The organism is Friedmanniella luteola (assembly GCF_900105065.1).
GTDB lineage: Bacteria > Actinomycetota > Actinomycetes > Propionibacteriales > Propionibacteriaceae > Microlunatus > Microlunatus luteolus.
Window position 1 is genome coordinate 1,870,098 of record NZ_LT629749.1, and the last position, 13,422, is coordinate 1,883,519.

The 13,422-nt window shown below is 75.2% G+C and carries 12 protein-coding genes; 10 read left to right on the plus strand and 2 right to left on the minus strand.

The genetic code is table 11. The annotated features are described in order from the left end of the window. Positions 1 to 60: 60 nt before the first annotated feature. The 6 genes from uxaC (at position 61) to BLT72_RS08880 (ending at position 8,125) form a co-directional block, all read left to right on the plus strand. Positions 61 to 1,482, plus strand: a complete 1,422-nt coding sequence (uxaC, locus tag BLT72_RS08855; protein WP_091412129.1) for a glucuronate isomerase — start codon at positions 61 to 63, stop codon at positions 1,480 to 1,482. Beyond that, entirely contained in the window at positions 1,479 to 2,885 is a 1,407-nt protein-coding gene (locus BLT72_RS08860) for a mannitol dehydrogenase family protein (RefSeq protein WP_197677240.1), read from the plus strand. Before uxaC ends, BLT72_RS08860 begins: the two co-directional genes overlap by 4 nt. Next, positions 2,882 to 4,429 (plus strand): gluconokinase, encoded by a 1,548-nt coding sequence (locus BLT72_RS08865; protein WP_091412131.1) that lies wholly within the window; start codon positions 2,882 to 2,884, stop codon positions 4,427 to 4,429. The genes BLT72_RS08860 and BLT72_RS08865 overlap by 4 nt, the downstream gene beginning before the upstream one ends. A 120-nt stretch (positions 4,430 to 4,549) precedes the next feature. Continuing rightward, on the plus strand, positions 4,550 to 5,716 hold the full coding sequence (locus tag BLT72_RS08870; protein WP_091412133.1) for a Gfo/Idh/MocA family protein: 1,167 nt from the start codon (positions 4,550 to 4,552) through the stop codon (positions 5,714 to 5,716). 47 nt (positions 5,717 to 5,763) lie between these two features. After that, positions 5,764 to 6,771 carry a Gfo/Idh/MocA family protein gene (locus tag BLT72_RS08875; RefSeq protein ID WP_091412135.1) on the plus strand — a complete coding sequence of 336 codons (1,008 nt, stop codon included), beginning with the start codon at positions 5,764 to 5,766 and terminating at the stop codon, positions 6,769 to 6,771. Continuing rightward, the gene (locus BLT72_RS08880) at positions 6,764 to 8,125 is read left to right on the plus strand and encodes a lactate racemase domain-containing protein (RefSeq protein WP_091412137.1); all 1,362 of its coding nucleotides are present in this window, start codon (positions 6,764 to 6,766) and stop codon (positions 8,123 to 8,125) included. Before BLT72_RS08875 ends, BLT72_RS08880 begins: the two co-directional genes overlap by 8 nt. A 141-nt stretch (positions 8,126 to 8,266) precedes the next feature. Here the strand turns inward: BLT72_RS08880 and BLT72_RS08885 are convergent, their stop codons facing one another. Continuing rightward, positions 8,267 to 8,920, minus strand: a complete 654-nt coding sequence (locus BLT72_RS08885; RefSeq protein ID WP_197677241.1) for a response regulator — start codon at positions 8,918 to 8,920, stop codon at positions 8,267 to 8,269. Then, the gene (locus tag BLT72_RS08890) at positions 8,917 to 9,894 is read right to left on the minus strand and encodes a HAMP domain-containing sensor histidine kinase (protein ID WP_231930460.1); all 978 of its coding nucleotides are present in this window, start codon (positions 9,892 to 9,894) and stop codon (positions 8,917 to 8,919) included. Before BLT72_RS08890 ends, BLT72_RS08885 begins: the two co-directional genes overlap by 4 nt. A gap of 226 nt (positions 9,895 to 10,120) precedes the next feature. Here BLT72_RS08890 and BLT72_RS08895 point away from each other — a divergent pair, with 226 nt between their 5' ends. The 4 genes from BLT72_RS08895 to BLT72_RS08910 all read left to right on the plus strand — a co-directional run bounded on the left by BLT72_RS08895 (position 10,121) and on the right by BLT72_RS08910 (position 13,415). Beyond that, positions 10,121 to 10,405, plus strand: a complete 285-nt coding sequence (locus BLT72_RS08895; protein ID WP_091412139.1) for a GlsB/YeaQ/YmgE family stress response membrane protein — start codon at positions 10,121 to 10,123, stop codon at positions 10,403 to 10,405. 107 nt (positions 10,406 to 10,512) lie between these two features. Further along, entirely contained in the window at positions 10,513 to 11,739 is a 1,227-nt protein-coding gene (locus tag BLT72_RS08900; RefSeq protein ID WP_157720366.1) for an FUSC family protein, read from the plus strand. A 116-nt stretch (positions 11,740 to 11,855) separates the two neighbouring features. Then, positions 11,856 to 12,611, plus strand: coding sequence for a hypothetical protein (locus tag BLT72_RS08905; RefSeq protein WP_091412143.1), 756 nt, complete (start codon positions 11,856 to 11,858; stop codon positions 12,609 to 12,611). A gap of 90 nt (positions 12,612 to 12,701) precedes the next feature. After that, on the plus strand, positions 12,702 to 13,415 hold the full coding sequence (locus tag BLT72_RS08910; RefSeq protein ID WP_091412145.1) for a TetR/AcrR family transcriptional regulator: 714 nt from the start codon (positions 12,702 to 12,704) through the stop codon (positions 13,413 to 13,415). The last annotated feature ends 7 nt before the right edge of the window (positions 13,416 to 13,422 follow it).

Here is a 13,422-nt window from a genome sequence, read left to right on the forward strand (position 1 = left end):
GCGGGGCAACAACCGGCAACTTGTTGCCGACGGGGCGTCGGCGACGGTGAGGATGGCGGCATGCCTCCCGCCACCGCCGTCCTGCAGCTCCACCCCGACCGGCTGCTGCCCGCCGACCCGGAGGTGCGGGCGATCGCACGCCGCCTGCACGCGTCGGTGGCGGACCTGCCGGTGGTCTCCCCGCACGGGCACGTGCCGGCGGCCTGGCTCGCGGACGACACCCCGTTCGTCGACCCGACCTCGCTGCTGGTCACCCCCGACCACTACGTCAACCGGCTGCTGCACGCCCACGGCGTCGAGCTCTCGGCGCTGGGCGTCGGCCAGGGCCCGTTGGAGGAGGAGCAGTCGCGGGCGGCGTTCCGCACCGTCTGCGCGCACTGGGACGTCTTCCGGGGCACCCCGGTGCGGTACTGGTTCGAGTCGCAGCTCGCCGACATCTTCGGCGTCGAGGTGCGGCCGAGCGCCGCGACCGCGGACGCCGTCTACGACCAGGTCGCCGCCTGCCTGGTCCGGCCGGAGTTCCGGCCCCGCGCCCTCCACGACCGCTTCGGCATCACGGTGCTGGCCACCACCGACGACCCCTGCGACGACCTCGCCGCGCACCGCCGGCTCACCGACGACCCGAGCTGGACCGGCCGGGTGGTCCCGACCTTCCGGCCCGACCGCTACCTGGAGGCGGCCGGCCCCACCTGGAACGCCGACCTCGACCGGCTGGCCGCCGTGTCCGGCGTCGACACCGGCGACTACGCCGGCTTCATCGAGGCGCTGGAGGACCGCCGTCGCCACTTCCGGGCGCACGGGGCCGTCTCCACCGACCACAGCCACCCCGACGTCCGCACCGACGTGCTGGAGCCGGCCGAGGCCGCCCGGCTGTTCACCCTCGGCCGCCGCGGTGAGATCACGGCCGAGGAGGCGACGGCCCTGCGCCGCCACCTGCTCGCGGAGATGGCCCGGATGTCGGTCGAGGACGGCCTGGTGATGACGCTGCACCCCGGCATCCGCCGCAACCACCACACCCCGACCTTCGAGCGCTACGGCGCCGACGTCGGTAGCGACATCCCGGTCGCCCTCGAGCTCACCGACGCCCTCCGGCCGCTGCTGAGCCGCTACGGCACCGCCGCGGGGTTCCACCTCGTGCTGTTCACCGTCGACGAGACGGTGTTCTCCCGCGAGATCGCCCCGCTGGCCGGGTTCTACCCGTCGGTCTTCGCGGGAGCGCCGTGGTGGTTCCTCGACGCCCCGGAGGCCATCCGCCGCTACCGTGGGGCGGTCACCGAGTCGGCCGGCTTCGCCAAGACGTCCGGCTTCATCGACGACACGCGCGCCTTCTGCTCCATCCCGGCCCGGCACGACATGTCCCGGCGGCTCGACGCCGGCTACCTGGCCGGTCTGGTCGCCGAGCACCGGCTGGACGAGGACGAGGCGCTGGAGACGGCCCACGACCTGGTCGTCACGATCCCCGAGAGGACCTTCAAGCTGTGAGCAGCACCCCCGCGGCGACGTCGCCGCCCCGGCTGTCCCGTGCGCTGCCGGGCACCCCGCCGGCGCCGCCCGTCCGGCTGGTGCACCTCGGCCTCGGCAGCTTCCACCGCGCCCACCAGGCCTGGTACACCGCCGCCGCCCCCGACGCGGCGGAGTGGGGGATCGCCGCCTTCACCGGCCGGCGGCCGGGGGTCGCCGAGGCGCTGGCCCCGCAGGACGGGCTCTACACGCTGATCACCCGCAGCGCGGACGGCGACGCCTTCGAGGTCGTCGGCCAGGTGGCCGCCGTGCACGCGGCCGACGAGCACGAGGTCTACCTCGCCCACCTGGCCCGGCCCGAGGTCGCGGTCGTCACCATCACCGTCACCGAGCCCGGCTACCTGACCGGCCCCGACGGCCGGCTGGACGCCGGTCGGGAGGCGGTGGTCGCCGACACCGCCGCCCTGCGGGCCGACCCGCGGGCTCTGGTCACGTCGCTGCCCGCACGCCTGGTGGCCGGGCTGCTCGCGCGGCGCGCCGCGGCCGCCGGACCGGTCACCCTGCTCTCCTGCGACAACCTGCCCGAGAACGGCGAGGTCACCCGTGCCGTCGTCACCGACCTGGCCGCGCTCGTCGACCCGGCCCTGGTCGGCTGGCTGGACGCGCACGTCGACTTCGCCACCTCCATGGTCGACCGGATCACCCCCGCGACCACCGACGAGGACCGGGTCCTCGTGCGGCAGCACCAGGGCTACGTCGACGCCGAGCCGGTGCCCACGGAGCCGTTCAGCGAGTGGGTCGTGGCGGGCCGGTTCCCCGCCGGCCGGCCGCGCTGGGAGGACGCCGGGGTGCGGGTCGTCGACGACGTCCGGCCCTTCGAGCAGCGCAAGCTCTGGCTGCTCAACGGGTCGCACTCCCTGCTGGCCTACGCCGGCAGCATCCGCGGGCACGCCACCATCGACGAGGCCGTCGCCGATCCCGCCTGCCGGGCCGAGGTGGAGGCCTTCTGGGACGAGGCCGGCCGGCACCTCGAGCTGGGCGGGGACGCCGTCACCGGCTACCGGACAGCGCTCCTCGAGCGGTTCGCGAACCCGCGGGTCCGCCACCGGCTGGCCCAGATCGCCGGCGACGGCTCCACGAAGCTGCGGGTCAGGACGCTGCCCCCGCTGCGCGCCGAGCGGGCGGCCGGCCGGCTGCCGGCCGGCTGCGCCAGCACCCTCGCCGCCTGGGTGCTGCACCTGCGCGGTCACGGCGCCCCCGTCAACGACCCCGGGGCCGACGCCGCCCGGGCGGCCGCGAGCGCGGGCGAGCTGGCCGCCGCCGTGCCCGCGGTGCTGGACTCCCTCGAGCCGGGGCTGGGCGCCGACACCGCGCTGGTCGCCCTCGTCCTCGAGCGCGCCACGCTGCTGGTGCCCGGCGCATGACCGGCCCCGGCGAGGTCCTGCTCGGCCTCGACGTGGGCACGACCGCGGTGAAGGTGGCCGCCTTCTCCACCGCCGGCGGCGGGCAGGTGGCCGGCGCGCAGCGGGAGTACCCCCTGACCCAGCCCCGCCCCGGCTGGCACGTGCAGGACCCGGCCACCGTGCTGGCCGCGGTCGACACGGCGCTCGCGGAGTGCGTGGCCGCGCTGGGCGCGACCCGGGTGGCCGGCCTGGCGGTGGCGTCGGCGCAGCACGGCCTGCTGGGCCTGGACGAGCGGCGCGAGCCGGTCACCCCGCTGGTCACCTGGGCCGACGCCCGCTCCACCGCCGAGGCGCGGGAGCTGCGGTCGGGTGGCCTCGCCGCGGACCTGCTGCGCCGCACCGGCACCCCGGTCCACCCGATGAGCCCGCTGGTCAAGCTGGTGTGGTTCGCCCGGCACGACCCGGAGACCGCGGCCGCGGTGCGCTGGTGGCTGGGCCTGAAGGACCTGCTCCTGCTGCACCTCACCGGTCAGCTGGTCACGGAGCTGTCGAGCGCCTCCGCGACCGGGCTGCTGGGCAGCGTCGCGCGCGACTGGGACGCCGACGCGCTGGCCGTCGCCGGCATCCGGCGCGAGCAGCTGCCACCGGTGCTGCCCACCACCACCGTGCTGGAGCTGACCGCCGACGCCGCCCGCCGCTCGGGGCTGCCCGCCGGGCTGCCGGTGGTCGTCGGCGCCGCGGACGGCCCGCTGGGCAACCTCGGCACCGGAGCCATCGAGCCGGGCGTGGCCGGGCTGTCGCTGGGCACCAGCGGGGCGGTCCGGATGGCCGTCGACGGCCCGCGCGCCGACCCGCGCGGCTCGCTGTTCTGCTACGCGCTCACCGACGACCTCTGGGTGGTCGGCGGCGCGGTCAGCAACGGCGGCATCGCCATGCGCTGGGCCGGCGCGACCTTCGCCGCCGAGCTGACGGGGAAGGGGCTGACGGGGGAGGAGCACGCCGACAGCCAGCTGCTGGCCCTGGCCGCCGAGGCGCCACCGGGCAGCGACGGGCTGGTCATGCTGCCCTACCTGCTGAGCGAGCGAGCGCCCGTGTGGGACCCCGAGCTGGCCGGGGCCTACTTCGGCATCCGGCACCGGCACACCCGCCAGCACTTCCTGCGCGCGGCCCTGGAGGGCGTCTGCCTGCAGGTCAGCACCATCGCCGACGCCCTCGAGCAGGTGGGGCCGGTGCGGGAGGTGCGGGCGACCGGCGGGACCTTCCGCTCACCGCTGTGGCGGACGGTGATGGCCGGGGTGCTGGCGCGGCCGCTGGTCGTGGAGGCCGGCGCCGGCGGCACGGCGCTGGGGGCCACGGCGCTCGGCTGGTACGCCCTCGGCGGCGCGGCCGACCTGCCGTCGGCGCTGGTCGCCCTCCGGGGTCCGGTGGCCGACCCGACCCCGGTCGCGGTGACCCGGGACGACCTGGACACCTACGCACGGCTGCGGGCCGGCTTCCCCGCCCTGGTGCGGTCCTACACCGCGGTGGCCGACGCGTTCGAGGTCCCGGCCGCTGCCCGGGCCTGACGGCAACTTCCGGCAACTTGTTGGCCGGCGACGGGCCAGCGACGACGGTGGTGGGCGGGCCGGTCGCGGCCCCGGTCCCCGGCTCCGGGGGCTGCGCGCAGCGAGGACGAGGAGACGTCGATGACGGACAAGGTGAGGCTGGGCATCGTGGGCCTGGGCGCCCAGGGGTCGATGTACGGTCGCCTGATCGCCGACGGCCGGGTGCCCAACATCGAGATCGGCGCCCTCTGCGACAGCGACCCGGCGGCCCTCGCGGCCGCGCAGGAGCGCCACCCCGGCGTCCCGGCCCACCCCGACTACGCCGGCGTGCTGAGCAGCGGGGACGTGGACGCCGTCGTCACCTGCGTCCCGCACTTCCTGCACCCCGAGATGGGCATCGCGGCACTCGAGGCCGGCGTGCACGCCCTCGTCGAGAAGCCGGCCGGCGTCTACACCCGCCAGGTCGCCGAGCTCAACGCCGTCGCCGACAAGCACCCCGAGCTCACCTTCGCGATCATGTTCAACCAGCGCAACAACCCGCTGTACCAGGCGATCAAGAAGATCGTGGACAGCGGCGAGCTGGGCGCGATCCGGCACACCAGCTGGATCATCACCACCTGGTGGCGGCCGCAGGGCTACTACGACCAGAGCGCCTGGCGGGCCACCTGGGGCGGCGAGGGCGGCGGTGTGCTGGTCAACCAGGCCCCGCACCAGCTGGACCTGTGGCAGTGGATCTGCGGTCGCCCGCAGTCGGTCTACGCCAAGCTCGGCTTCGGCTTCCGCCGCGACATCGCCGTCGAGGACGAGGTCAGCGTGATGGTCGACTACGGCGGCGGCGCGACGGGCGTGCTGGTCACCGCGACGCACGACCTCGCCGGCACCGACCGGTTCGAGATCCTGGGCGACAACGGCAAGATCGTGGTCGACGGCAGCAAGCGGGCCACCGTCACCCGGCTCAGCAAGCCCGAGCGCGAGATCAGCGACTCGATCGACGCCGCCGGCGCGAAGCTGCTGTTCAGCGGCGGCCTCAAGACCGACCAGTACCTCAGCACCGAGGTGCTCGAGTTCGAGTCCGTCTGGGGCGGTCAGCACGCCGGGGTGCTGGAGAACTTCGCGGCCAACATCCTGGACGGCACCCCGCTGATCGCCCCCGGCGCGGACGGCATCCACGGCGTCCGGCTGGCCAACGCCATCCACCTCTCCGGCTGGACCGGCCAGGAGATCCCGCTGGACCTCGACGAGGACCTCTACCTGAGCGAGCTCAACGCCCGGATCCGCGCCGAGGGCAGCTTCCCCGAGCGTTCCTGACGCCCGCCGCCCCGCCGCCCACCCCTCAGCCCCCACCAGGAGCCCGCATGCCCACCGCAGCCGTGATCGGGTGCGGCGACGTCTCCGTCGTCCACCTCGACGCCCTCGCCTCCCTGCCCGACGTCGAGCTGGTCGGGGTGGTCGAGCCGGACCGCGACCGCCGGGAGGCGGCCGCGCAGAAGTACGGCGTGCCCGGCTTCCCCGACCAGGCCGCGCTGCTGGCGCAGGCGCGACCAGACGTCGTGCACGTCACCACCCCGCACCACACCCACGTCGAGCTCGCCCTGGCCTGCCTGGAGCAGGGCGTGCACGTGGTGCTGGAGAAGCCCCTCGCGTCGACGGTCGCCGACGGTGAGCGACTGGCCGCCGCCGCCGACGCGGGCTCGGCGAAGATCGCCGTCTGCTTCCAGAACCGCTACAACGCGGCGGTCCGGGGGCTGCACGAGCGGCTCACCTCCGGCGAGCTGGGCACCGTCCTCGGCGCGGCCGCGACCGTCGTCTGGCACCGGGAGGCGAGCTACTACGAGAACCGGCCCTGGCGCTCCACCTGGGCGGGCAGCGGCGGCGGGCTGCTGATGAACCAGGCCATCCACACGGTCGACCTGGTGCAGTGGCTGGTGGGCGACGTCACCGGCGTCGAGGGCCACGCCAGCACCCGGGCGCTCGCCGGCGCGATCGAGGTCGAGGACACCGCCGAGATCGCCCTGCAGCACGCGTCCGGGGCGCGCAGCGTCTTCTACGCGACCCTCGCGCACGCCGCGAACGCCCCCGTGACCCTCGACGTGGTCACCGAGCAGGCCACGCTGAGCCTGCGCGGCGACCTCACCATCACCCACGCCGACGGCCGCAGCGAGACGGTGCGGGAGCGGACGGCCGCCACGGGCGGCCGCTCCTACTGGGGCGTGTCGCACGAGCTGCTGCTCGCCGACTTCTACGCCCGGCTGGGCGATCCTGAGCCGTTCTGGATCAGCCCGCGGGAGGCGCTCAAGTCGCTGCGGATCGTCAAGGACGTCTACCGGCAGAGCTACCCCGGGCTGGGCGACGCCGTTGCCTGAGCACGCCTACGGGACCGAGCCCGGGGACCCGGCCCGGGCGCTGCAGGTCGGAGGTCCGGGGGTCCGGCTGAGCGAGCAGCAGGTGACGGCGTTCGTCGCCGACGCCTTCGCGGGCGCCGACGTCGACGGCGCCTCGGTCTGCCTCGTCGTCCCCGACGGCACCCGCACCTGCCCGCTGCCCCTGCTGCTCGGCACCGTCCGCGACGCGCTCGCGGGCCGGGCCCGCGAGGTCACCGTCGTCGTCGCCCTCGGCACCCACCAGGCGATGAGCGAGGAGCACCTCGCCCGGCACCTCGGCTTCGCGCCGGGGGACAGCGGCGCCACCTACCCGGGCTGGCGGATCCTCAACCACGCCTCCGGGCTCCCCGAGACGTTCACCGACCTGGGGACGATCGGACCCGGGCGGATGGCCGAGCTCACCGGCGGGCTGATGACCGACCTGTCCGTCGACGTCCGGATCAACCGGCACGTGGCCGAGGCCGACGTCGCCGTCGTCGTCGGACCCGTCTTCCCGCACGAGGTGGTCGGCTTCTCCGGTGGCAACAAGTACTTCTTCCCCGGCGTGTCCGGCCAGGAGCTGATCGACCTGTCGCACTGGGTCGGCGCCCTGATCACCAGCGCCGAGATGATCGGCACCCGCGGCGTCACGCCGGTCCGGGCCCTGGTCAACGAGGCGGCGGGCATGATCCCGGCGCGCCGGCTGGCGCTCTGCCTGGTCGTCGCGTCGGGGACCGACACGCTGCACGCGGCCGCCTTCGGCACCCCCGAGGACGCCTGGGCCGCCTGCGCGGCGGTGTCGGCGGAGACCCACGTGTCCTACCGCGACGCCCCGGTCCGGCGGGTGCTGTCGGTGATGCCGGCGAAGTACGAGGACATCTGGACCGCGGCCAAGGGGTTCTACAAGCTGGAGCCGATCGTGGCCGACGGCGGCGAGGTGATCATCTACGCCCCCCACATCACCGAGGTGTCGGTGATGCACCCGCACATCACCGAGATCGGCTACCACAACCGGGACTACTTCCTGGGGCAGTGGGAGCGGTTCCGGGACACCCCGTGGGGCGACCTCGCCCACTCCACCCACCTGCGCGGCCAGGGCACCTGGGACCCCGAGCACGGGGAGCGGAACCGGGTCACCGTCACCCTGGCCACCGGCATCCCCGAGGACGTCGTCCGGGCCGTCAACCTGAACTACCTCGACCCGGCGGACGTGGACGTCGACGCCTACGCCGCCGACCCGGACACCTTCGTCGAGCCACACGCGGGCGAGGTGCTCTACCGGCTGCGCCCGGGCGGAGCGGGTGGCGCGGGGGAGCCCGACGGTCGGCAGACCCCCGCGGCGGGGCTCGACGGCTGAGCAGGGGCCTCGACCGCCACCCGATCCGGCGGCAGCGGGACCTCGTGCTCTGAGGCTGTCGACGGGCGTCCTTCGACGAGCTGAGGGGGCGCACGTGCTCACCCGCGTCAAGGAGGTGCGCACCCGGCGCCCGCAGGGGCCTCAGGGCTCGATCAGCCCCGCGCGGATGGCGTAGCGGGTGAGCTCGGTCCGGTCCCGCATGCCCAGCTTGTGCAGCACGTTGGCCCGGTGGTGCTCGACGGTCTTGGGGCTGATCGTGAGCGCCTCGGCGATCTCGCGGGAGGACCGGCCCTCCGCGATCAGCTTGAGCACCTCGTCCTCGCGCGGGGTGAGCGGGTTTGCCTTCGGCTCCACCCCGCGGCGCAGCTGCTCCAGGTGGCTGCGCATCAGCGACGCCATGGCCGCCGGGTAGAGGAAGGGCTCACCGCGCAGAGCGGCGTCGCAGGCCTGCAGCAGGTCCTGGTCCGCCGCCGACTTGAGCACGTAGCCGGACGCGCCGGCCCGCAGCGACTCGTAGAAGTACTGGTCGTGGTCGTACATCGACAGCATGAGGATGCGCGGCGCCGGGTCGAGCCGGGCGATCTCCCGCGCGGCCTGCAGGCCGGTCATCCGGGGCATCGACACGTCGAGCACCGCGAGGTCGACGGGCTCCCGGCGGGCCAGCGCGACGGCCTCGGCACCGTCGCCGGCCTCGGCCACCACCCGGGTGCCCGGCCGCGTCTCGAGGATCAGCCGCACCCCGCGCCGGACCAGGGCGTGGTCGTCGGCCAGCAGGATCCGCACCTCGGCGCTCACGCGTCGACCGCCGCCCGCACGGGCACCCGCAGCCGGACCTCGGTGCCGCCGGCGGAGCCGGGGGAGCGGACCGAGAGCCGACCGCCCACCAGCAGGGCGCGCTCCCGCATCCCGCGCAGGCCCGAACCCTCCGGCGCCCGGCCCAGCCCGCGGCCGTCGTCGGCGACCACCAGCTCGACGCCCTCGGGGTCGGCGAGCAGCCGCAGCCGCACCGTGCGGGCGTCGGCGTGCCGCGCGACGTTGGTCAGCGCCTCCTGGGCGACGCGGTAGAGCACCAGCTCCTGCTCCTCCGTCAGCGGCGGCAGGTGGGCGTCGAAGCCCCGCTCCACGGTCCCGCCGGAGTGCGTGGTGAAGTCCGAGGCCAGGGCGGCCAGCGCGCTGACCAGGCCGAGGTCCTGCAGCACGCCCGGGCGCAGCCGGCGGGCCACCTCGCGCACCTCGTGCAGGCTGGTCCGGGCCGTCTCCTGCACCGCCCGCAGCTCCTCGGCCAGCTCCGGCGGGGCGGTGGCGACCGCCCGCTGCAGGCCCAGCAGCACCACCGTCAGGCCCTGGCCGACCTCGTCGTGCAGCTCGCGGGCGATCCGGTGCCGCTCGACCTCCTGGGCGGCCAGCGCCTGCGCGTTGCTGCGGGCCCGCTCCAGCTCCAGCCGCGTCGACATCCGGTTGAAGCTCGCCACCAGCGGCTGGAGCGACCCGTCCTCGGTCTCGGGCAGCTTCTGGCCCAGCCCCTCGAGGTCCATCCGCTGCATCTGCGCGACCAGCCGGTCCAGCGGCACCAGGCTGCTGCGCAGCAGCAGGGCGTTCGCGACCATGATCGCGCCGAGGCCCAGGGCCAGCCCGCCGAGCTGACCGAGGGACATGTCGCGCCCGACCGTCGCCGGGCTGACGACCAGGATGACCGCGGACAGCAGGAAGACGGCGGCGTTGATCAGGCAGACCCGCCAGTAGACGGGCAGGGAGGAGAAGGACGCCACGGGACCAACGTGCGGCATGGGCGCTGCGGTGTCCACCGGGACACGTCCCACGAGCCCCACCCGTCCCGAAGATAGGTGGTAGCCCCGATGGTCCCGGGGGCGCGCAGCGACCACACTGGTGCCCGGCGGTCGACGCAAGCCTGCACTCGTCCGGCCTTCCCCACCGGGGAGGCCCGGGCGACGGCCGCCGAACGGGAGCACCACCACCACTTCCTCAGGAGGCACCATGCTCGGCACCATCATCGGGCTCATCATCATCGGTCTCATCGCCGGCTTCATCGCGCGGGCGGTCGTCCCCGGACGCCAGTCCCTCAGCATCCTGCAGACCATCCTGCTGGGCATCGTCGGCTCGTTCGTCGGCGGCTTCCTCGGCAAGCTGATCTTCGGTCGCGACAGCGGCGAGGGCTTCGTCCAGCCGTCCAGCTGGATCGGCTCCATCATCGGCGCGATCATCGTGCTCGTGATCTACCTGGCCATCAAGCGTCGCTCCGGCGGCACCCGCACGGTCTGACCAGCACGGTCTGACCAGCAGCAGGACCCGGGACCACGAGGTCCCGGGTCCTGCTGCGTCCGGGCCCGGGGCTGCGGGCCGCCCGCAGGCCGGTGGACACTGGGGCCGTGGCAGAGCGGCTGGAGCGGGTGCGGGCGCGGGCCCGCTCGACGGCGCGCCGGGTGCTGTGGTGGGCCTGGCCCTCCTACCCCACGTCCTGGGCGGCCGTGCCCGGTCGGCTCCGGCCGCCGGTCACCCAGATCGTCCGGCTCACCGTCGCCGCGGTCGTCGCCTACGTCATCGCCGACACCGTCTCGCCCGGCATCCTCGACCTCACGGCCCCCCTCACCGCGCTGCTCGTCGTCCAGGCCACCACCGTCGGCACGTTGCAGATGGGGCTGGTCCGGGTCGGGGCCGTGCTGACCGGCGTGCTGGTCGCCGTCGGCATCTCCACCTGGATCGGGCTGTCCTGGTGGAGCCTGGCCGCCGTCATCGCCACCTCGCTGGGGCTGGCCAAGCTCTTCCGGCTGGGCGACCAGTCGCTGGAGGCTCCCATCAGCGCGATGCTCATCCTCGCCGTCTCGGCGCCCGGGCTGGCCGCCGAGGTGCGGGTGGTGAACACCCTGATCGGCACGGTCGTCGGGATCGCCTTCAGCCTGCTCGTGCCGGTGTCCATCCCGAGCGCGCGCGCCACCGGTGCCGTCCGTCAGGTGGCCCGGTCGCAGGCGGCGCTGCTGGACGAGATGGCGCTCAGCCTCACCGACCGGGCGCCGCACCCGGAGGAGGTCGCGGCCTGGTCCGCCTGGACCGAGGACATCGGGCGCGACGTCGACGCCGCCGCCGCGGCCGTCCGGACCGTCGAGGAGAGCCGGCGGCTCAACCCGCGCGCCCTGGCCGCCGACGTCGTGCACCCGGGCCTGCGGGACGCCCTCGACCGGCTGGAGCGGTGCCTGGCGGCCGAGCGGGCCCTGCTGGTGGTGATCGGCCGCGAGGCCCCGGCGCCGGGCGGGGACGCCGACCAGTCGTTCTCGCCCGAGCTGCGGCGCGCCTTCGCCGTCGTCCTGGACGACGTGGCCGACGCCCTGCGCGGGTTCGGCGAGCTGGTCAGCGCGGAGTTCGGCCGGGGCCCCGTGGACCGCGTCGACGACCTCGTCAGCCGCACCCTCGACCTGGTCCGGGAGACCCGGGCCAGGCTCACCGAGCTGGTGCTGCTGGACGTCGACCCCCGGCAGCAGACCGGGCTCTGGATGCTGCAGGGGTCGGTGCTGTCGGCCGTCGAGGAGGTGCTGCGGCAGCTCGACCTCGAGCACATCGAACGGCGCAGCGCCGCCTGGCTGCAGCGGCTCCAGGGCTGACCCCCCGGCCACGACCGCCCGCGGAGGTGCCGGCGGCGACGGCCGACCGGCCACCCCTAGGCTGGGGCGTTCCCGGCGCCGTCGGGTCGAGAGCGCACCGACAGGAGACCGACACCGTGGCCAAGCCGCAGGAGATCACCGAAGAGGACGTCGTCACCGCGCTCGACCTCTACGCCCGGATGGTCGGCCACGTGCTGGCCGACCCCCAGCGCTGGCTCGGTCTGGACGACGAGCCGCCGCCCTCGGCGCCGTTCCCGGCCAAGGTGCTGGACGCGCTGCGGGACCGCGCCCTGGGCGACACCACGCCGGCCTCGCCGGCCTGGACCGACCAGCCGCTCCAGCGCCGCGTCGACTGGTGGGTCACCCGGATCGGCGTCAGCGCGGGGCTGGCGGCCGCCGCACCGCGGCTGGCCGGGGCGCTGGCCGACCGGATCCCGCTGCAGCCGGCGCTCGGGGCCTGCGCCGCCGGGCTCGCCGTCTGCGCCACTGCCCGCGAGCACGGCCTGACCGACCCCGACGACTGGGTGCCGCTGCTGGCCCGCGTCCTGTTCGACCGCGGGCTGGCCGCCCCCGTGACGTCGCCCGCGGACGACGCCGAGGCCGAACGGCGGCTGGCCGACGAGAGCGGGGAGGAGCCGGACCGCCGCGTGCTGGCCACGCTCGGCCGGGGTGCCGCCCGCGCCGCCCTCACCCTGTGGCGGCTGGCCAGCACCCTGTGGCAGCTCAGCGACCTGCTCGACGAGCGCCCGCGCGGCGGGTTCTTCTCCCGCGCGCTGGGCAAGGTGCCGGTGATCGGGGTGGCCGGCGGCTGGCTGGACGAGCGGGGCGGCATCCGCAAGGCCGCCCAGCAGACCGCCGCCCTGCTCAGCTGAGGCCGCACCCCCGGGCGGCGGAACCGACGGCGCCCGTAGCCTGAGCGCGGCGGCTGGCCGGCCGCGCGGACGGCAGAAGGCGGGACAGCAGTGGGGCAGCACGAGGAGCGGGACGGTCGCGGGTCGCCGGGGCTGAGCCGGACGCTGGTCGTCCAGGCCGCTCTGGACCTGATCGACGAGGACGGCCTGCAGAACCTCAGCATGCGGGCCGTCGGCCAGCAGCTGGGCGTCGGGGCGATGGCCCTGTACCGCTACGTGAGCGGCCGCGAGGACCTGCTGGAGGCGGTCGTCGCGTCGCTGGTCGACGGGCTGCGGGCGCAGCTGGACCCCGACCTCACCGGCACCTGGCAGGGCTACCTGCAGACGCTGGCCCACGCCGTCCGCCGGGTCGCCGTCGAGCACGCCGCCGCGTTCCCGTTGATCGCCACCCGGCACCCCGCCGCGCCGTGGCTCCGGCCGCCGCTGCGCAGCCCCGAGCTCGTCGAGGACCTCCTCACGAACCTGTCGGGGCACGGCTTCACCGACGAGCAGGTCGCGGACGCCTACCGGGCCTTCAGCAGCTTCCTGCTCGGCCACCTGCTGCTCGAGTCCGCGGCCCGGGGCGCCGACACCGCCCCGGTCGAGGAGCCCTTCGACGAGGGTGACGCGCAGATCCCGCAACGGGACGGCCGGCGTGACCTCAGCCAGACCACGCCCACCACCAACCGGCTGCGTCCGCTGCTCAGCGAGGACCGCGGCGACGAGGAGTTCGAGGTTGGCCTGGAGACGTTGCTGGACCGCCTGGAGATGGTCCTCTCGCAGTAGCCTGGGG

Coding starts and splice junctions, on each gene's coding strand:
- uxaC (WP_091412129.1), top strand. CDS start 61: ATGCCTCCCGCCACCGCCGTCCTGCAGCTCCACCCCGACCGGCTGCTG.
- BLT72_RS08865 (WP_091412131.1), top strand. CDS start 2,882: ATGACCGGCCCCGGCGAGGTCCTGCTCGGCCTCGACGTGGGCACGACC.
- BLT72_RS08870 (WP_091412133.1), top strand. CDS start 4,550: ATGACGGACAAGGTGAGGCTGGGCATCGTGGGCCTGGGCGCCCAGGGG.
- BLT72_RS08875 (WP_091412135.1), top strand. CDS start 5,764: ATGCCCACCGCAGCCGTGATCGGGTGCGGCGACGTCTCCGTCGTCCAC.
- BLT72_RS08895 (WP_091412139.1), top strand. CDS start 10,121: ATGCTCGGCACCATCATCGGGCTCATCATCATCGGTCTCATCGCCGGC.